20 protein-coding genes are annotated in these 19925 nt (G+C 48.5%); 15 read left to right on the top strand and 5 right to left on the bottom strand.

The window, feature by feature from the left end; all coding sequences use genetic code 11:
* Positions 1–51 precede the first annotated feature (51 nt).
* The 5 genes from FYJ34_RS07250 to FYJ34_RS07270 all read right to left on the bottom strand — a co-directional run bounded on the left by FYJ34_RS07250 (position 52) and on the right by FYJ34_RS07270 (position 4419).
* Positions 52–999, bottom strand: coding sequence for a phage major capsid protein (locus FYJ34_RS07250; RefSeq protein WP_154477429.1), 948 nt, complete (start codon positions 997–999; stop codon positions 52–54).
* A gap of 5 nt (positions 1000–1004) precedes the next feature.
* On the bottom strand, positions 1005–1322 hold the full coding sequence (locus FYJ34_RS07255) for a hypothetical protein (protein ID WP_154477431.1): 318 nt from the start codon (positions 1320–1322) through the stop codon (positions 1005–1007).
* Between the two features lie 270 nt (positions 1323–1592).
* Positions 1593–3401 carry a phage/plasmid primase, P4 family gene (locus tag FYJ34_RS07260; RefSeq protein WP_154477433.1) on the bottom strand — a complete coding sequence of 603 codons (1809 nt, stop codon included), beginning with the start codon at positions 3399–3401 and terminating at the stop codon, positions 1593–1595.
* Positions 3391–3903, bottom strand: a complete 513-nt coding sequence (locus tag FYJ34_RS07265; protein WP_154477435.1) for a hypothetical protein — start codon at positions 3901–3903, stop codon at positions 3391–3393. Before FYJ34_RS07265 ends, FYJ34_RS07260 begins: the two co-directional genes overlap by 11 nt.
* Before the next feature lie 105 nt (positions 3904–4008).
* Positions 4009–4419 (bottom strand): RNA polymerase sigma factor, encoded by a 411-nt coding sequence (locus FYJ34_RS07270; RefSeq protein ID WP_154477437.1) that lies wholly within the window; start codon positions 4417–4419, stop codon positions 4009–4011.
* A 770-nt stretch (positions 4420–5189) separates the two neighbouring features.
* Here FYJ34_RS07270 and FYJ34_RS07275 point away from each other — a divergent pair.
* The 15 genes from FYJ34_RS07275 (at position 5190) to rplK (ending at position 19914) form a co-directional block, all read left to right on the top strand.
* Positions 5190–5369 carry a helix-turn-helix domain-containing protein gene (locus FYJ34_RS07275; RefSeq protein WP_330582611.1) on the top strand — a complete coding sequence of 60 codons (180 nt, stop codon included), beginning with the start codon at positions 5190–5192 and terminating at the stop codon, positions 5367–5369.
* Complete coding sequence (locus FYJ34_RS07280) at positions 5369–7900, top strand: DNA cytosine methyltransferase (RefSeq protein ID WP_154477441.1); 2532 nt, start codon at positions 5369–5371, stop codon at positions 7898–7900. Before FYJ34_RS07275 ends, FYJ34_RS07280 begins: the two co-directional genes overlap by 1 nt.
* 146 nt (positions 7901–8046) lie before the next feature.
* Positions 8047–8280: a hypothetical protein gene (locus tag FYJ34_RS07285; RefSeq protein ID WP_154477443.1), complete on the top strand. Its 234-nt coding sequence runs from the start codon at positions 8047–8049 to the stop codon at positions 8278–8280.
* A gap of 15 nt (positions 8281–8295) precedes the next feature.
* Positions 8296–10680 (top strand): hypothetical protein, encoded by a 2385-nt coding sequence (locus FYJ34_RS07290; RefSeq protein WP_154477445.1) that lies wholly within the window; start codon positions 8296–8298, stop codon positions 10678–10680.
* 385 nt (positions 10681–11065) lie between these two features.
* Entirely contained in the window at positions 11066–12262 is a 1197-nt protein-coding gene (locus FYJ34_RS07295) for an LPXTG cell wall anchor domain-containing protein (RefSeq protein WP_154477447.1), read from the top strand.
* Between the two features lie 267 nt (positions 12263–12529).
* A complete protein-coding gene (locus tag FYJ34_RS07300) occupies positions 12530–13735 on the top strand; it encodes an NRAMP family divalent metal transporter (protein WP_154477449.1) in 1206 nt (401 codons plus the stop codon).
* Positions 13736–13807: 72 nt separating this feature from the next.
* Complete coding sequence (pxpB, locus tag FYJ34_RS07305; RefSeq protein ID WP_154477451.1) at positions 13808–14536, top strand: 5-oxoprolinase subunit PxpB; 729 nt, start codon at positions 13808–13810, stop codon at positions 14534–14536.
* 1 nt (position 14537) lies between these two features.
* Entirely contained in the window at positions 14538–15545 is a 1008-nt protein-coding gene (locus FYJ34_RS07310) for a 5-oxoprolinase subunit C family protein (RefSeq protein ID WP_154477453.1), read from the top strand.
* 82 nt (positions 15546–15627) lie between these two features.
* Complete coding sequence (gene accB / locus FYJ34_RS07315; RefSeq protein WP_154477455.1) at positions 15628–16065, top strand: acetyl-CoA carboxylase biotin carboxyl carrier protein; 438 nt, start codon at positions 15628–15630, stop codon at positions 16063–16065.
* Between the two features lie 46 nt (positions 16066–16111).
* Complete coding sequence (gene accC / locus FYJ34_RS07320) at positions 16112–17500, top strand: acetyl-CoA carboxylase biotin carboxylase subunit (RefSeq protein ID WP_330582550.1); 1389 nt, start codon at positions 16112–16114, stop codon at positions 17498–17500.
* Between the two features lie 4 nt (positions 17501–17504).
* Positions 17505–18278, top strand: coding sequence for a LamB/YcsF family protein (locus FYJ34_RS07325; protein WP_154477457.1), 774 nt, complete (start codon positions 17505–17507; stop codon positions 18276–18278).
* A 247-nt stretch (positions 18279–18525) separates the two neighbouring features.
* Positions 18526–18675 (top strand): 50S ribosomal protein L33, encoded by a 150-nt coding sequence (gene rpmG, locus FYJ34_RS07330; protein WP_044987260.1) that lies wholly within the window; start codon positions 18526–18528, stop codon positions 18673–18675.
* A gap of 24 nt (positions 18676–18699) precedes the next feature.
* Positions 18700–18891, top strand: coding sequence for a preprotein translocase subunit SecE (secE, locus tag FYJ34_RS07335; protein WP_154477459.1), 192 nt, complete (start codon positions 18700–18702; stop codon positions 18889–18891).
* 31 nt (positions 18892–18922) lie between these two features.
* Positions 18923–19441, top strand: a complete 519-nt coding sequence (gene nusG / locus FYJ34_RS07340) for a transcription termination/antitermination protein NusG (RefSeq protein WP_154477461.1) — start codon at positions 18923–18925, stop codon at positions 19439–19441.
* A gap of 47 nt (positions 19442–19488) precedes the next feature.
* Complete coding sequence (rplK, locus tag FYJ34_RS07345; protein ID WP_154477463.1) at positions 19489–19914, top strand: 50S ribosomal protein L11; 426 nt, start codon at positions 19489–19491, stop codon at positions 19912–19914.
* Positions 19915–19925: the final 11 nt, after the last annotated feature.

Consider the following 19925-nt stretch of genomic DNA (forward strand, 5'->3'; position numbering starts at 1 on the left):
GAAACGGTGCAGGGTCTGCCCTCATATGTGCTGACCGCTGCGCTCATAGGATCACACGCTTTCTTCAATAACGGAGATCGCTTTTACGGCATCCCTGCGCACAAGTCGGGCATCGAGCAACTCGAACGCAACATATCCCACACGACCGCTCATAGCAAAGCACTCCTTCAGTGCTTTCATGCTGACGGGAGAGCGGTCTACGATCCAGTAGTACCGGAAGTCACCGAATAGTACGGGCTTTGCTCCGGCGGCAATGTCCGGAAGTTCATTGCAGATGCGGATTGGCTTGCCGAGAACGGTATCCGTGCTGCTGTTCCAAAAATAGTTGCCCGAATCATCTTTCAACTTCCGAAGCGCCGCAGCGGTGCGATCATTCATCAGCCAAGTAGCATGGGTGCGATACTCCGGCTTCACAGAGAAGAACAAGTCAATGACGGCATCATAGGTCAGCGCAGATACCGCAGTTCCTATTTCTGCCCCTTCGGTATTATGGAGCAGCCCAAATGGCTCGTTTACGCCGCTACCGCAGATGAATGCTTTGTCCTCCGCATATGCGAAAGACTTACCCATGCGCTCGGAAATGTACTTTTTGAGGTCAAAGTCCGCATCAAGAGCAAACTCCTCGCTCAGTTTGAGCAGACAGGCGATTTTGTGACTGCCGACACGGATGCGAGTAAAATCCTCCTCGACATCAAAGCCGGGGATGGGTGCGCCCTCCGGGACGAAAGATGCGTAATCACGGGAATCAGCTGCCCAGATCACCGACCCGCCCTGGTACTTCTTCAGGTTCGTTGCGAGTGGACGAATGATGCTTTCCCGGACGACCATCTTACGAAGGTCGGCTTCTCCGGTAGTCGGGGTAAAGTATGTTCCGGTGACGCTGTCCATCGCATCACGCATAGCCATCTCGCTGTCGGGCTTAAGCCTCATGGCATTCCAGAAATGTTTATCGTATTCCTGCGTGGCCGTAATGTTTCTGACTTCGTTGATCGTTTTCATTATTCTTATCTCCTTTCGGTTGCTTCATCGCAGCGTCTGCATTTATACAGGCCGTGAGTGGTGGCATCGAGCGGCAGTCCGCAAAGGCGCAGATCACCGTTGCAATGAGGGCATTTGAGATCGTATTCCAGGGTGTCCGTGAAGCGGGTCGGGTCACAAGTGCGGAGTCGATAACGGTGATAGACCTTTCTCCGATCATCATTCGCCAAATATTCCGTCATGAAGATCTTTTCGTGCTCCGCCAGGTACTCCTCGGTCAGCCAGTCGTTTTTCGGGAACAGCGTTTTACCTCCTTTGTAATTGTAAAAAGTGTAGTTTCTCATGTGCATTTTCCTCCTTGATAGATGTTTTTCGGGTGAGTGTTAATTACCCTTTTGATTTCGCTGTTTTTGTGCGTAAGCCCCCGGGCCGTTGCCCAATGGTCAAGGTCCCGGAGATTTAAGCCGCCCCAGGTCATTGGTGCAGAATTTATCGTCCGTGTGCGGTGAAGGTCGTGACGGTCGATAAATAAAACTCTCTTTAGAGTGGTATGCCGAATAACACACTATAAAGGGTCTTATGAAGAGAGCGTCACCGAGCTTCACCTTGGCGTGTTACTCATCCGCAGCGAACACAGATGCGAACTCCGACTTGAGCCGCAGGCCGAGAACTATGCGTCCCCTTTTTGTGTGCTTTCTCTCGAAACCGGAGGTGTCGACCGCTGCGTAAAAGTCCGTGGTGGAACGGGTGTATTCTCCGCTTCGACCGCAAAAGCTGCGATATGCGGCGTACAGATCACCGGAGCGCTCACTGTAGGTATCGCCGACCTCGCAGCACTCCTCCAGAAAGTGCGACAGCCAGTCGCTGTTTTCCCGATAAAGTGCCGTGGCTTTTTTAACACATTCCGGTTGAGCGATACGGAAATTATCCGAGATAACTTTCTCGGCCCCCTCGATCATCCACGCAAGAACGGCGGGACCGGCATTGTCGAAAAGGTAGTCGGCGTAGTTTTTGACATCACCGCTGCCGTCGATCCTTGCGTTGAATGGCACAACGATCAATCTGCGCCAAGTGCCCGGGTCATTGGCACCGACTTTCGGTAGGTGATTCGTGTATAGAACGAGCGTATGCGTGGGCGTAAAAGCGAATGGGTCTTTGTACTTCTTTTCGGCGTATATCTCGTCCGTAGAACAGAACTGCTTTACAACAGATGTGTTCAGCCTCATGCCCTCTTCCAATTCGGCGGCGATCAGCAGACGCTTGCCCTTTGTCTCCGCCAATTCCGGTTTGACATTCCTCTTGCAGCCTACCGTCAAAGCATCGGCAGAAATGTTGCCACTGTAGGAGCCCATGACACGAGCCAATACATTCCAGAAGGTGGATTTGCCGTTCCTGCCGTCACCGTGGGCAATGATCAGTGCCTCGATGTAGACGTGACCGATAAGCGTCAATCCGGCAATGCGCTGCACATATTCCTTCAGTTCGGCATCCCCACAGAAAAAGGTGTGCAGGGCATCCGTCCACAGGTCTGCTCCCCGGCTGCCGGGAGAAACTGCCGTGCATTTGGTAATAAAGTCCTCGGCGCAGTGCTCCTGCATGCCGTTCATGCCTTTTCGAAGGTCCACGGTATATTCGGGCGTGTTGAGCAGAAACCCGTCCTTGTCCAATTCACCATGATCGATCTCCACCATTGGTCGGGCTTCACGCAGTGCTGCGACTTGGTATTTGGAATCTCTGCGCTGTAGGACGAACTTTCTGTAAGCAACGGCTCCACGCTGTGCAAAGAGTGCGGATTTCTGTTTCTCAGTCATGAATTCGGAAGCATTCTTTCCGTGTGCGGCGATAACGGCTTTGGCTCCGGTCTCTTCCAGGCGTTCCTCGGCTCTGGTGAGCCAGGCTTTGGCCTCTGCGAGTTGGGTATCCGTAAACTGTTGCATTGCTGCTTGAGAGCGGGGTTTTGATTCTTGCCAACAGACACCGTCATATACGATGTAGTCGGTAGCCAGAGAATAGCGGACATAATTGCGGCAGTGCTTGGTAAAGGCATAGGCTTGTCCGACGTCGGAATAATCATCCGGTTTGCAAGGGGTGGGATCGTTGTATACTTCCGGCGGCACATACCCCGGTTGAGCGGAAACCGCTTTACCGAATTTCACGGCGCTGCTCCAGATGCTATCCAGTTCGTTCTCATCTAAAGGCGGGACGCAGCATTTCGCCTTTTCGAGAAATGCTCCCCTTGCCTCATGGGTATCGCCGTACCGCTTGACCAACCTCCCGGCAATGTGGGACATGACGGTGTTTCGTCGCCCTTCGGGGATGTATCCGTCGGGTAGCGCAGCGAAAGAGTTGTATGATGCTGCGGGATCGGCCCGTGGCTCTTTCAAAGATTGAGCCTTGTCCGTCATAAGGTGGTTAAGGTTCATTGTTTTCACCTCCGTGCAGTTCGATTACCGGATCCTGAACGCCAAAGAAGAATCGTGCGGCATCCTTTGCTCCCGTGTCGAAAAACGGGAAGAAAGCCATGACCGACTCTTTCAGCATACGGTAATCGTCTCCGTTCGTGATCGGGTCGATGGGAAAGATGATGTGGAACCGGGGTCTCGGTGAGCGGGTGCCTTTCCACGCCATATGGTGGCGGCTGTAGACTAAGTAGAACGGGACGCCCGGAAAAGCCTTTTCCACATCTGCAGCGGTTTTCCATTCGCATTCCTCATCCGAATGGTCGTTGTCGCAGTCAAACGGCAAGCAATCCGAACGGATAAAATCCGCAACGGCTCTGTGGTGATCTCTGTATTCGGCAAATACCTGGTCGTACCGAACGGCTTCGCGTAGGTCCTCGACCGAGGCGATCTCCCGTTTGACCGGATAGCAGACATTGAACTTATTGCCCCGGCAGTTTGCGGTGTACAGTGTGATTGGTCTCACGGCAGTCTCCTCCTTTCGCAAAAATGTTTTTCATGGTGTTACTCTCCTTTCTGAGGAAGCCTCCTCACCATACATAGAAAAAACAGGGGTTTTGTCAGGGTGTTTTCAGAAATTATTTTGAAATTTCTTTTTTGCCGCATCCAGGCTTTCTTTTACGGCGCCGGCTGATGCCCCCTCTACTGCTGCGATCTCACACAGCGTCATATTCTCACTTAACATCCATAAGCGACGTTGCTTCGTCTCTGTCAGTAATGTGAGTGTGCTTTGGATATGCTCGGCTTCCTCCTTTCGGATAACGATGTGCTCCGGTGTGTCGAGGTAGGCAATGGAGTTGCCTTCGTAGTCCAGTGCTTCAAGATGATATAAAGTGTGATAGGCCTCCCGACGTTCGGCATTACGGATGAGACGTGCATTCTCATTAAGATACTCAATGATCTCCTTTAACGCCTCCGGCTCTCCATCCGGTATGATGAGTTCAAAGGGTGATCCATACGGATCGTTGTAGTGTATCTTCACGGTGTGTTCCTTCCCGCCCGAGAACGAAAAGAGCCGGAACGCACCGCCGCAGAATAAGGCCTGATCATGAAAAGGGCGCACTTATCCTGGGGTACAGTCATACCTCCCGCTTAAGCGGTGAAATATGATATGTATCCCGGCCCTTATACATAAATCAGGCTTTGATATTATGTTTGTGTTCGAGCGGAGCCGAAGCCCCGATGCTCACAGGGGTTGTCAGAGGTTCTTCCGAAAAGATGCCTCTATAAGCAGTCCACAGGAGAGCCAAATGCTCACGGGTTTGCCGCAAAGTTTTTTCTCAACATCCAAAAGAGAAAAGAGCGCCGTTTTGCCGAGCGTTTTCGGAAAAAGATCGTTCTCCACAATACGGACACGATGAACCGTTTTGTTGGGAGCACCCGGAAAACTATTTCTCACCATACGGAGATTGTAGCGCCGTTTTGAGGGGGTGTTCTCGGCAAAATCTTTCAAGTCACAGTAAAAAGAATCCGCCGAATTATTAACCTCCTCTACCCGGTAGCCTTGAGAGAAAGCAAAAACTGACGGTATCAGAAAAAAGAAAGCCCCTCTCGGAAAATTTCCGAAAGGGGTTCACTTTAAGGCTGCCTGTTTAAGATTCAGCATTGTTAGTAGTTAATCACAATAAATAGTGAATAATAGTATAAAATATTCGTTCAATCCGTTGACTTTGAGCGCTCTTTTTAGTATAATGAGGCGTTAGAAAACGACAGGAGGATAGGCTCATGCAGGATGTGGAGAGATGGGTTTCTATGGAAGAAATCTGTACGCATCTCGGTGCGAGTAGGGATACTGTAAAAAAGATGATTAAGAAACAAGGACTTCCTGCGTACAAAATAGACAGGAAATGGAAGTTTAAAATTAGTGAAGTAGACTCGTGGGTGCGTAACAATAATCGAGTTACATCACAGAGTGAGAAGGTGAGCAACTGATGTCTAAAAAGCCTTTTACATATATTTCGCTGTTCAGCTGTGCGGGCGTCGGCTGCTATGGGTTTAAGCAAGCGGGATTTGAATGTGTAGCAACGAATGAACTATCCCCGCGCCGACTTGTAATCCAAAAATGTAATCACAAATGTAGCCGAGACGAAGGCTATATTTGTGGTGATATAACCCTCGATAGCACAAAACAACAAATTTTTGACGAGATTACCTGGTGGAAAGAAAACCGATATGTCACTGAAATTGATGTTGTAATTGCCACACCTCCTTGCCAGGGGATGTCAATATTCAACCATAAAAAGAATGACCGGGATATCGAGCGCAATTCACTTGTTATTGAGTCTTTGAATATTGTAAAACGAATCCAGCCCAAGTTTTTTGTATTTGAAAATGTTCCGGCATTTATGGATACGGAATGTATCATAGAAGAAGGAAAGCGTTGTAGCATAGGAGAAGCACATCAACTAATTCTGGGGGATGATTATTCTTATTATGCTGATACAATAAACTTCAAGTACTATGGATCCAACTCCAGCAGAACAAGAACGCTTGTTATAGGTGTTAGAAAGAATCTGGTACAATATATTTCGCCTGTCGAATTATTCCCAGACAGAAGAGAAGAACATACCTTAAGAGAAATCATCGGGGACTTGCCCTCGCTGTCTATAATGGGAGAAATATTCGGGGCTGATATTTATCATTCTTTCCGGTCCTACCCAGAGTATATGCGGTCTTGGATTTCCGATCTGGGCGAGGGAGAATCCGCATTTGATAATGATGATCCGCTGAAACGTCCGTATAAAATTGGTAAAGATGGGAGCATCATTCAGAATGTCAATAAAACAAGAGACAAGTATAAGCGACAGGTTTGGGATAAGCCAGCTCTGTCAGTTCATACCCGAAATGATCAATTAGCCAGTCAGAATACGATTCACCCTGTTGACGATAGAGTATTCAGTATTAGGGAGTTAATGAGAATGATGACCATCCCAAATGATTTTGAGTGGTCAGGAACCCCGTATTCTGAACTCAATGCTTTGCCCTCCAAAAAGAAACAAGAATTCCTAAAAAAAGAAGAAACGAACATAAGGCAGTGCATAGGCGAAGCAGTTCCTACGGAAATCTTCAAAAGCATAGCAGATAATATCTATGCATTTCTTTCTGTTAAACACTATTCCGATGGGTATATTCGAACAATAATAAAAAAATATTCTCTAAATAATGTAGATATGTTGCTCGAATATATCCAAGCAAGAGGAGCTTTCCAGGAGAAGGATAAAGGACTATCCGTGTCCACGTTATCGAGAGTTGCAGAATTGTCAAATAATGCACGTGTAGAAAATGCTGCATACTATACTGGAAAAGATACTTTAACCGAAGTGTTCCAGCACCTTCCGGCTTTTGGGAAAGATGAGATTCGAGTTCTGGAACCAGCCGTCGGATCTGGTAATTTCATTCCTTTTCTCATCAAAAAGTATGCGTATGCAAAAGCTGTCATTATTGATGTGATGGATACGGATTCTGATGCCCTTAGAATACTGAAATCACTCCTTCTGCTCCAGACTATTCCAAGCAATGTGAAAATAAACATTCTCCAAGACGATTTCATCACGCATGATTTCACTGGCATCCACTATGATTTAATTATAGGAAATCCGCCATATTTGAAGCTATCAACTAAATCGCCTAATTTGGCTGTGTATAGGGAACTCTTGAATGACGATACAGGAAATAATCTTGCCGGGTTCTTTGTCAGTAAAAGTCTGAATATGGCCGACTATGTTGCATTAATCTTGCCAAAGAACATCCTATGTAACACAGAATACCAGATCACTCGGATGAAAACGGCAAAAAAAAGGATAGAAGCGATAATAGATTTTGGAGAGACGGGTTTTAGAGGAGTACACATTGAGACTATCTTTATAGTTGTTAATACTCAATGTCATCCGGGAAAACTATTAGTTAAATCTATACCCCGAAAAGAGCAATTGCGTCAAATGCAGCGATACATAACAGACAAGGCTCTTCCCAACTGGGTTTTGTATCGCAATGATTTGTTTGACCAAGTCCTGAGTAACAAACAATTCTCGGTGTTTTCGGTTTTTAGAGATCGCCAAGTAACAAAGAGTTCGGCAACCGCCGTTAATGGGATTTGGGTTGTTAGATCACGAAACATTCCACGGGAAGGAAAAAGCATCATTCATATAGATGGTTATGATATGTATGTGCATCGCGATGACATGGGCTCCTTTGAAGTAACAAAATACCTTGACAGAGATGATGTTTTTTTGGTTCCTAATATGACATACTATCCACGGATGATAAGGAAACCACGCGGTGTTCTAACAAATGGATCCGTAGCGATTCTAATTCCGAATGAAGGCATAAATGTGAGTGATGCGGATATGGACTATATTGGAAGCGCTGAATTTGAGGAGTTTTATAGAATAGCGCGTAACCACGCAACAAGATCGCTAAATATAGATGGCGTATCTATTTACTATTTCTGCGTATCAGAATAAGACTACAGCCACAGGATTATACGCTTGTCCTGTGGCTGTAATTTTCAAATATTCGAAAAATATAGTTGTAAATTATTTATCGAATATTGACAAAAAGAACTTGATCCTGTATAATGAGATTAAATCAACATACGGAGGTCAATAATATGGCAGAATCAAAACGCGATAGATTCGTCAGGATTGTGGAGAACCGGACGAACAAGATCCTTGATATGCTCCGCCTATTAGCAAACTGCGCAAACAAGTCGAATTACGATTACGATGACGATGACATCAAACAAATCTTTGCCGCCATTGACAAAGAGGTCAAGGCAACAAAGAACGCTTTTTTAGGTATTGACTCAAAAGAAGAACGGTTCTCGCTCAAAGAGAAGAAATAAGAAAGCGGTGGGCACATGGATAACAAATCTCTTGCTATAGCACTGGCTACCTGTGAAAAAGAGGACGATGTTATTCGCCTTCTGAAGGCTGAAAGTCTCTGGGATGATCCAACCAGATGGAGAAACTTCGGAGACAATGAAAATAACTGGTCCACAATTGGAAATCAGCAAAGCGATGCTGATGCTGCCTTGGTTGAAAAAATTGTAAACTCCGTAGATGCATTACTTATGAAGGAATGCATGATAAGGGGTATTTCTCCCTCTTCTGATAAATCCCCACACAGTATTGCAGACGCTTTGGAGCAGTTTTTTGGTATTACTGGCGGAAAGATTCAGAATCTCACAGAATCCCAGAGAACAAGCCTTGCACAAAAAAACATCATCCTTGCCGCAACCGGGGAGAAGGACAGTCCAAATTTTGTTATCGTTGACCGTGGCGAGGGGCAGAGCCCTTTAAAGATGCCCATAACTATTCTCAGCATTAATAAGTCAAACAAACTCAAAGTGCCTTTTGTCCAAGGAAAGTTCAATATGGGTGGGACAGGTGCGCTCTCGTTCTGCGGAAACAACAATTTTCAGTTGATTATTAGTAAACGCTGCCCTGATATTCAAGAAAAGGATGATGCTACACATGATTTGTGGGGCTTTACCATTGTTCGGAGGGAGCGCCCTTTGCCAGGGACAGGTCTTCGCAGTTCTAAGTTTACATATTTGGTAGGTTCGGATCAGAGCGTATTGAGCTTTGCCAGTGACTTAATGCCTATTATTCCAACATCAGGCGGTGGTTATGATGATATGGAATATGGCATGTATTGCAAAATGTACGAATACAATCTGCCAGGGCGCATGAAGTCCAACATTAACATGGCTTTGTATTATCGTCTCTCGATGCTTCTTCCTAACCTTGCATATCCTGTATATATTGATGAGTGCAGAAAAGGGTATCGTGGGCATACAATGCACAGAACTCTATCTGGCTTAAATGTAAGGCTTAGTGATCAGCTGGGCAAGGAAGACAGCAACATCGAAGAAAAGGTGCCCGTCAGTTTTACAATCGGCGGCCAAAAGGTAGACGCAGCCGTTTATGTATTTAAGGCAAAAACAAGCAGCGGGTCCAAGCTGGATATGTCACAATATCGTGGCACCGAGGGCGTATTATTGACTCAAAATGGTCAAACACACGGAAACTATGACAAAAAGTTTTATAACCGTAGTACGGTTGGCTTAAGTTATCTGTCAGAATACCTCTTGACAGTAGTAGATTGCACTGGTATTGATGAAGCGACTCGCGAGGAACTTTTTATGAATTCTCGCGATAGAACACGCAGCAGTAGCTTTGCAAATAAGCTGGAATCGGATCTGGAAGAGTTCCTAAAAGAGAATGAAACTCTCAAGCAGATTCAAGCAAAGCGCCGCGAAGAAGCTATTAGCGATAAGCTCGATGATGAAAAGCCGTTGGAGGATGTCCTTTCCAGCGTATTTAAGAGTAGTTCGGTTCTGTCAAAACTATTTATTCTCGGCGAAAAGCTGAAGAATCCCATCAATTTGGGGCCAGGTTCTGAAGCGGAAGTTTTCGAGGGCAAGTACAATCCTACGTTTTTTACGCTCATTCGGTCAAAGAAAAAAACGGAGGTTCCTTTCAAAAGAGAGGCTCAGATTGGACGCAAATGCCGGATTCGATTTAAAACTGACGCGTGTAATGATTTCTTTACTCGAGAAAAGTATCCAGGCACTTTCTACCTGACAAGAGATGGCGCTCCGTGTGAAGACCATTTCCTAAATCTTAGGAATGGTATAGCCGCGCTAAACTTTGAGTTGCCCACTGATGCCAAAGAAGGAGATAATCACAGCTATGTTTTCACGGTAACTGATACAAATAACGATAATCAGTTTGAAGAGACATTTGAAATAACAGTCATCGCCAATCAAGAGACGCCCGGTGGAGGCGGTCGCAGAACACCACCCGACGATGGAAATAAGGGTAAAACCACGCTTACCCCAGCCGGCATAAGCCTTCCCAATGTCAGCGAGGTGACCCGCGAGGAATGGGACGCGCATGACTTTGATAAAGAATCTGCACTTGATGTTAAGAGCGCAGATGGTGATGTTTATGATTTCTATGTTAATATGGAAAACATTCATCTCCAGTCTGAACTGAAGCCCATTGCAAAAAATGAGGCTAAGATGAAGTTGCTTAAAGCTCGGTATAAATACAGTATGGTTCTCATTGGATTGAGCATTTTGGGTTATGGCAAGAACCATCATGATCCCGAAAACGAGCAGAAAAGCGAAATTGAGGAACCCGAACAAACTGTACGTCTTGTGACAAGAATGCTTTCACCGATTATTCTCCCTATGATTGCCGTCATGGGTGATGATTTGGGAGATATAATCGGCTGAAAAAGAAAAACGGCTATACCGGGCGATGATGCTCGATATAGCCGTTATTTCTGTTGTGGTTCCACTTGAAGACGTCGCTAAAAACGGTTAATTTGAACTGTCGCTAAGTGAGTGCCTCCAAACGCTTGCCTTTTTTATAGTGCCGCAAAAGCAACCCGCCGCAGGAGATTTTTTGGGAGTTATTTTATTGTAGAGAGTGATGATGGAAGGGGAGGCAGAGACAATTTTTTCTTATAATCTTTACGAAATTTATAAAAAGGTAGAAATTTGCCGCCTTTACAGGATATAATAATGGCAACAGGCAGGTTTTGCCTGTTGTCTGTTTTTGGTTGAAGCCGGATCAAAAGAGCCGGATGCAACAATATAAAAAGAAAAGGAGAGGTTTATGAAAAACAGAAAATTGGCAGGGAAGCTGTTGGCGGCAGTGCTGGCAGCTGCATTGGTGGGCGGAGTGGGGACTCCGTGTGCGAATGTACGGGCAGAAGAGGGGACGCCGGCAACAGAAGTGGAAGCGGCGGCGCCCACGGCAGAAAACAGTCCTGCAGCAGAGACAGAAGCGGCAGAAGGGGAAGTGCCGACAGCGGAGGAAGCACCGGCAGAAATACCGGCGCCGATGGCGTTTCGTGCTCCACTTGAAACAGAACTTCCGGGGGATCTTCTGGTGGGAGATGACACAGAGCACGATAAGGTATACGAGACGACCAGAGAGAAGGGGCCGGCCTTTACGGGAGCGCTGTATATTTCCAAAGTAAAGGACCAGATGAAGGAGATAGAGGCAGAGATGGAGCAGCCGAAAGAGGCGTTCTCGAAAATGCAGCTGTCTCATCTGGAAGCAGAGTTTATTGCAACCCTCCTTCTTCCGGAGGAAATGGAGTTTGTAGATCCACAGGCAAATCTGGTAGAAGGCGGAGGATTTGAGAAGTCGGGAGATCTGATTGTAGATGCCGCCAAAAAAACGGTGATGGTCAGGATGGCGCTGAAAAACATGGCCGGAATCACTAACTACCAGCAGTTGCGGGATGCAGTCATGAGAACGCCGGATATTTTGAAGGTGGTTGTGACTGGGGCAAGATTTACGGCGGCTGCAAAACCGGATACCAATTATACGGTAGTAGGAACCGTAGAAGGAAGGATGATGGCGACCGCTACTCTGGATCAGAGTGCCAGCGCCTTCCGTTTTGCGTGGAAAGCAGTACAAAATCCGGAAGGGAAAGATGTGGTAGCGTCCGACGACAAGAAAATCCAGTTTACTTTAAAGTATGTGGAAAAGGTACCGGAACCAAAGCCGGAGCCACAGCCGGAACCGAAACCGGAACCAAAGCCGGAGCCACAGCCGGAACCGGGATCGAAGCCGGAACCACAGCCGGAACCGCAGCCAGATCCGAGTGTAACACCGACTCCGCAGGAGGATAAGAAGCCGGCAGCAGAGACAAAGAAGACTACCAAAAAAGTTGTGAAGGAGAAGAAAGCAATGGCTCCGAAGACGGGAGATCAAGCAAATCTTCCACTGTATGGCGGACTGGCTGTTGTATCCATTCTGGCAGTTGGCGGCGTGGTAGCGGCAAAGAAAAAAAGAGGATAATCCGTGGGATCCGGGGGCGAAAACAGAAGCCGGAACATAGGTGGAATGACCGGAAGCACAAAGAAGAAACGCCCGGAACCCGCAGAGAAGGGCCAGAGTATCAGAACCCACGGGATTTGGATTTATAGCAGGAAGAAAAAGGCAGGCAGCGATGCCTGCCTTTTTGCTTGGAAAGCACAGGAAATTGCAAGGAGAGAAGGTGTGATTGCCATGCACGGTAATTTATGCTATACTGTGTCCAATTAAAGGAATGAAGGGAGAACAGGAATGGGAGAGAAGAAAAAAGGAGGAGGGGCTCTTTTAGGAGCAGCCTTTCTTATGGCAACCTCGGCGATCGGGCCGGGATTTTTAACACAGACGGCAACATTTACCGGGCAGTATCTGGCAAGCTTTGGATTTGTGATTTTGGTTTCTGTGGTTCTGTCGGCCATCGCACAGATGAACATTTGGAGAGTTCTTTGTATTACGGGACTTCGGGGGCAGGACGTGGCCAACAAGCTGCTGCCGGGACTGGGATATTTTGTTTCTTTTATGATCGTGCTGGGCGGACTGGTCTTTAACATTGGAAATGTGGGAGGAGGAGCACTGGGACTGAACACCGTGCTGGGAATCCCGCTGAAGCTGGGCTATGTGATTGCCGGATTGCTGGCAATTCTGGTATTTTTACTGAAAAATGCTAAGGCAGCCATGGATATGATCACGAAGATACTGGCGGCTGTGATGATCCTGCTGATCGTGATCGTGATCTTCATTGTACAGCCTCCGGTAGGAGACGCTCTGAAGAACACGGTGGTGCCGGAAGCAGGAGTGACGACGTTGTTTCCTGCCATCCTGACATTGATGGGAGGAACGGTAGGCGGCTATATTACCTTTGCCGGAGCACACCGTCTGATCGATGCCGGGATCACAGGAGAAGACAAGCTGAAAGAGATCAACAAGAGTTCTGTAATGGGGATTTCCATTGCCACCATTGTCAGGATCGGTCTGTTTTTGGCAGTGCTGGGAGTTGTGGTAAAAGGAGTCGCTCTGGATGCAGCCAATCCGGCGGCAGATGCGTTTAAGCAGGGGGCCGGACAACTGGGCTTCCGGTTTGCGGGACTGGTGCTCCTTTGTGCGGCAGTGACCTCCATTATCGGAGCAGCGTATACCTCGGTATCTTTTTTGAAGACCTTTCACCCCAGCATCGAAAAGCATGAAAATGCAGTGATCATTGGATTTATTGTAGTATCTACCTGTGTCATGTTCCTGGTAGGAAGCCCGGTAGTGCTTCTGGTTCTGGCAGGAGCCTTTAACGGCCTGATCCTTCCGGTGACACTCGGGATCTGCCTGATCGCAGCACACAGACAGTCGATCATGGGAGCGCACAGCTATAAACATCCGGTGGTACTGACACTTTTGGGCGTTGTAGTGGTAGGGCTGTCTGCCTACATGGGAGTGACAACATTTGCAACGAAGCTGACAGAGCTGTTCTAAGCAGAAAAGATATGGGCAAAGGAGGTGCAATGGATCATTGCATCTTATTTGCTTTCTATAAGGAGAGAGGCTATGGAAGAAGTAAAGATTTTAACGGCGGGAGACAGTTCGATCCTGGTACAGATGAAACAGGAGATCCGTCCGGAGATCAACCGCAGACTGTCTGCGCTGGTACGTTTGATCAAAGAACAGAAGGTGGAGGGCGTGATCGATACGATCCCTGCGTTTTGTTCACTGTTGATCAATTACGATCCCAGAGTGGTATCCTATGAAGAAATAACCTGCAGGATCCGGGGGATGCTGAAGGTGGATGTGGATCCGGGCGAGGCGGGCAGGAGAGTATTTGAGATCCCGGTCTGCTACGGAGGGGAATACGGACCGGACCTTGCAGCCATTGCAGACCATGCAGGACTGACAGAGGAGCAGGTGATTAAGATCCACTCCTCTACAGACTATCTGATCTATATGCTGGGATTCCTGCCCGGCTTCACCTATCTGGGCGGGCTGGATGAGAGGATACATACCCCCAGGCTGGCCAACCCCAGGATCCGCATTCCGGCAGGCAGCGTGGGCATCGGAGGCTCCCAGACCGGGATCTATCCCATGGATTCTCCCGGAGGTTGGCAGCTGATGGGAATGACGCCCATTAAGACCTACGATCCGGGGCGGAAACAGCCGATTCTGGTAGAGGCGGGAGATTATATCCGCTTTGTTCCGGTGGAAGAACCCGATTACCTTCGGATCAAACGGCTGGTGGAGCAGGGAGATTATCAGTGCAATATTCGGAAGGGGGTAGAGTAAGATGGGAATCCGTGTGTTAAAGGCGGGGATGCTGACCACCGTTCAGGATCTGGGGCGGACCGGCTATCAAAGCCAGGGCTTCAGCGTGGCAGGCGTGATGGACAAGCGATCCTTCAAAATAGCCAACCTTCTTCTGGATAACCCGGAGAATGAAGCAGTGCTGGAGTTTACGCTGATCGGACCTACACTGCAGTTTACCTCCGAAACCATCATCGCCATTACGGGAGGGGATTTCCAGCCTACGATCAATGGAAAGCCGGCGCCCATGTACACGGCGATCTATATGTATCGTGGCGATACCCTGAGATTTGGAAGTGCGAGAACGGGCAGCAGAGGGTACATTGCCTTTTCCAGCTACCTGGATATTCCGGTGGTGATGGGAAGCAGGTGTACGAACCTGAAAAGCGGGATCGGAGGCTTTAAGGGAAGGAAGCTTCAGGATGAGGACTATATCGGGTTTCGCATCAAGAGAAGATATCTGCCGTTTTTTCTTTCCAGAACGCTGGAGCTGGATGAATTTGATCAGCAGGAGGAAGAGATCCGCGTGATCATGGGACCCCAGGAGGGACAGTTCAGCAAGCAGGGCGTGAAAACGTTTTTGTCGGAGGCTTATACGGTGACCAACGAATTTGACCGGATGGGATGCCGGCTGGAAGGGCCGTTTATTGCACCCAAAGATTCTTCTGATATTATTTCCGACGGGATTGCGTTTGGTTCCATTCAGGTGCCTTCTCACGGAAAACCCATCATTTTGCTGGCAGACCGGCAGACTACGGGAGGATACGCCAAGATCGCTACGGTGGCCTCGGTGGATATTCCCAAGGTGGTACAGAGAAAAACAGACCATAAGCTGACGTTCAAGGCGATTTCTGTGGAAGAGGCCCAGAAGCTGTATCTGGAAGAAGAAAAAGGACTGACAGAAATGCGCAATCAGATCCACCGGCCCTGCAAGGAGGTATTGGAGTGCAGACTGGTGGCGAAGCGGGTAGCAAAGCTGCTGAACGGTTAAGGAGGAGACTGAAAGATCCTTCCCGAAGGAAAAAGGACAAGGCTGGCCGGAAAACCCGGGACAGGAAAGAATGGAGGAACGTATGAATATAGAACAGATCGAAAAACTGGTAAAGCTGATCGAAGACTCTGCTTTGACAGAATTTAGCTATAAAGATGAAGAAATCAAGGTGACTATGAGCAAACTGGATCATCCGCCGGTAATCTCCCAGGGAATGCACCCGGCAGTCATGCCGGAAAACAGACCGCAGGCGGTAGAAAGTACTTCTGAGGAGGAAGAGGCGCTGTTTATCACATCCCCTATCGTGGGAACCTTTTACTCGGCGGCGGCTCCGGATGTACCGGCTTTTGTGCGGGTGGGAGATCGGGTAAAAAACGGGCAGACCGTCTGCATTCTGGAGGCCATGAAGCTGATGAATGAGATCCAAAGTGAATTTGACTGCGAGATTGAAGCGGTGCTGGTAAGCAACGAGCAGAAAGTGGAGTATGGGCAGCCTCTTTTTAGGGTAAAAAAGATATAGGACGACAGGGTTTACTGCAAAGAGAAATCTAAAAGGAGGAAGTACGGTGTTTAATAAAATATTGATCGCAAACCGGGGGGAGATCGCGGTGCGGATCGCAAGAGCCTGCCGGAACATGGGGATCAGAAGTGTGGCAGTTTATTCCAAGGAAGATGAAAAAAGCCTGCATCTGCAGATCGCAGATCAAAGGGTCTGCATCGGAGAAGGACCGTCCAGAGAAAGCTATCTGAATATGGACCGTATCATCATGGCGGCAAAAAATGTGGGAGCAGATGCGGTGCATCCGGGCTTTGGGTTTTTGTCGGAAAACAGTGAATTTGTAAGGCGATGCCAGGAAAATGGCTTGACATTTATCGGGCCGTCCCCGGAAGTGATTGACAAAATGGGGAATAAATCGCAGGCGCGTATCACGATGATGGAAGCCGGGGTTCCGGTGGTTCCCGGTACCAAAGAGCCGGTTTATCAGGCGGAACGCGGAAAAGAGCTGGCAGAAGAGATCGGATATCCGGTTATGATCAAGGCCTCCTCCGGAGGAGGCGGCAAGGGAATGCGGGTGGCAGAATCAGAAGATGAGTTTGAATTCCAGTTTAACATGGCGCAAAGAGAATCTGCCAATGCCTTCGGAGATGATACCATGTATATCGAGCGGTTTATCCAGAATCCGAGGCATGTGGAGATCCAGATCATGGCGGATACCCACGGAACGGTAGCGGCTCTGGGGGAGAGGGACTGTTCGGTGCAGAGAAATCATCAGAAGCTGATCGAAGAATCTCCGTCGCCCGCCGTATCTTTGGAAACAAGAAAAGAGATGGAGCGATATGCGGTGATGGCAGCTAAGGCAGTGGGCTATACCAATGCAGGTACGATCGAGTATATTGTGGACAGACAGGGCCGGTTTTATTTTATGGAAATGAACACCCGCATCCAGGTGGAACACGGAGTGACAGAGATGGTAACGGGAGTGGATCTTATTATGGAGCAGATCCGGGTGGCTATGGGGGAACCGCTTAGCTTTTCCCCGGAGGAGGTGCAGATCCGGGGGCATGCCATAGAGTGCCGGATCAATGCGGAGATTCCCGAAAAAAACTTTATGCCAAGCCCCGGGCTGGTGGAAAAGATCCATTTGCCGGCAGGGTGCGGCGTTCGGGTAGATACGGCTCTGTATGGGGGGTATCGGATCCCGTCGGAGTACGATTCCATGATCGCCAAGGTTATGGTGCACGCGCCCAGCCGCCAGGAGGCGTTGATGAAAATGCGGGCGGCGCTGGACGAGATGGTGATCCTGGGAGTGGAAACCAATCTGGATTTCCAATACCAGCTGATCAAGCATCCGACCTTTGCAGAAGGAGAGGCGGACACAGGCTTTATTGAAGCTTTGATGGGCGGTAAGTCCCAGGCAGGACGGATGGAAGATCCGGGAGTAGACAGGAGGTAGAACGATGTATCAGATTGATCTCAACTGTGATCTGGGGGAAAGCTTTGGGTGTTACCGGCTGGGGCAGGACGCACAGGTGATTCCCTGGATTACGTCAGCCAATGTGGCCTGCGGATATCATGCGTCCGATCCGGTGGTAATGGAGCGGACGGTTGCAATGGCGAAGGAGGCAGGGATCCAGGTGGGAGCGCATCCGGGATTTCCGGACCTGATGGGATTTGGAAGAAGGAATATGCAGGTATCCTATGAGGAGGCAAAAGCGTATACCATGTATCAGGTGGGAGCACTGGATGGATTTTGCCGAGCGAAGGGGATGACGCTGCAGCACGTCAAGCCTCACGGAGCTTTGTATAACATGGCGGCAAAGGATGCAGGACTGGCAGAGGCCATCTGCCGGGCGGTACAGGAATATGACAACAACCTGATCCTTATGGCGTTGTCCGGAAGCGAGATGATAAAGGCGGCAGAATCCATGGGACTTTCCGCCGCCAGCGAGGTGTTTGCAGACCGGGCCTACGAGGAGGACGGGACGTTGGTAAACCGCCGAAAGGACGGCGCCATGATCACGGATGAGGAGGAAGCCATCTTCCGGGTGATCCGTATGGTGAAGGAGAAAAAAGTACAAGCCATTACAGGAAAGGATATCCCCATCCGGGCAGATTCCGTCTGCGTGCACGGGGACGGGGAGAAGGCGCTGGCGTTTGTGAGACGGATCCGGAAGGCTCTGGAGAAGGAAGGGATCCGGATCTGTTCTTTGACAGAAATGAAAAAGAACTAGACGGGCGAAAGGAACCGGCCGAAGGGGGGGCAGGGAGGCAAAATGCTGTCCCGCCCCTTTCGGGGGGGGGAACAGGAGAGAAAGCAAGAAGAAAAAACAGAACAGGTGGGACTTGCATATTTGCTGTAGATGTGGTAAGCTATTGTAGCGAATGGAAGTAGGTCTTTTTTTTATGCCTAAAAATCAGGTAGCCTCGCAAGCTACCGGGAAACAAGAGAACAAAGAAGTGTAAAGCGAGGTGGAAGTTGTGCGTACAAGAATCACATTGGAGTGTACAGAATGCAAGCAGCGTAACTACAACATGACGAAGGATAAGAAAACACATCCGGAGCGCATGGAGACCAAGAAGTACTGTAAATTCTGCAAGTCACATACGATGCACAAAGAGACGAAATAGTCACCGTAAAGGAGTGTGGAAGTCATGAGTGAAAAGACTCAGAAGAAAAGCTGGTTCAAAGGAGTCCAAAAGGAGTTTAAGAAAATCATTTGGACGGACAAGCAGACACTTGCGAAGCAGACGGTAGCGGTTATTTCTGTTACCGTAGTATTAGGGGCGATCATTGCGGTCATTGACTTTGCCGCCCGCTACGGGGTGGATTTATTGGTGAAATAGGCTGATAAATTACAACAGGAAAGGTGAGTTTATGGCAGAAGCAAAATGGTACGTGGTTCATACCTATTCCGGGTATGAAAACAAAGTAAAAGCCAACATTGACAAGACGGTGGAAAACAGACATCTGGAAGAACAGATCCTGGAGGTTCAGGTCCCCATGCATGACGTGGTGGAAATGAAGAACGGAGTCCAGAAGGCGACCCAGAAAAAGATGTTTCCGGGATATGTACTGATCCGTATGATCATGAATGACGATACCTGGTATGTGATCCGTAACACCAGGGGTGTGACAGGCTTTGTAGGTCCGGGATCCAAACCGGTCCCGCTGACAGACGAGGAGATGGCGACCCTGGGAATCCGAAAGGAAAACATTGTAGTAGACTTCAAGGAAGGCGACACGGTACAGGTGATCGGCGGAGCCTGGGAGGATACGGTGGGCGTGATCCAGTCACTGAATCTGCAGAAGCAGAGCGCCAAGATCAATGTTGAGCTGTTTGGCCGCGAAACTCCAGTTGAAATCAGTTTCGCAGAAATCAAGAAAATGCAGTAAAGGTGGGAGGGACAAGGTCCCGACATTACCACAAGGAGGTAAGGAAAATGGCAAAAAAAGTACAAGGTTATATCAAATTACAGATTCCGGCAGGAAAAGCAACACCGGCACCACCGGTTGGTCCGGCTCTTGGTCAGCACGGTGTAAACATCGTTGAATTTACAAAGCAGTTCAACGCAAAAACAGCAGATCAGGGAGATCTGATCATTCCTGTAGTGATTACCGTTTATGCAGACAGAAGCTTCAGCTTCATTACCAAGACACCGCCGGCTCCGGTTCTGATCAAAAAGGCTTGCAACATCAAGTCAGGCTCCGGTGTTCCCAACAAGACCAAGGTTGCGACCATCACAAAAGCGCAGCTGAAGGAGATCGCAGAGCTGAAAATGCCGGACTTAAACGCAGCAACCGTTGAGTCAGCAATGAGCATGATCGCAGGAACTTGCCGCAGTATGGGTGTAAAGGTAGAAGAATAAGAAGTGAGTGG

This window comes from Suipraeoptans intestinalis, assembly GCF_009696485.1.
GTDB lineage: Bacteria > Bacillota > Clostridia > Lachnospirales > Lachnospiraceae > Suipraeoptans > Suipraeoptans intestinalis.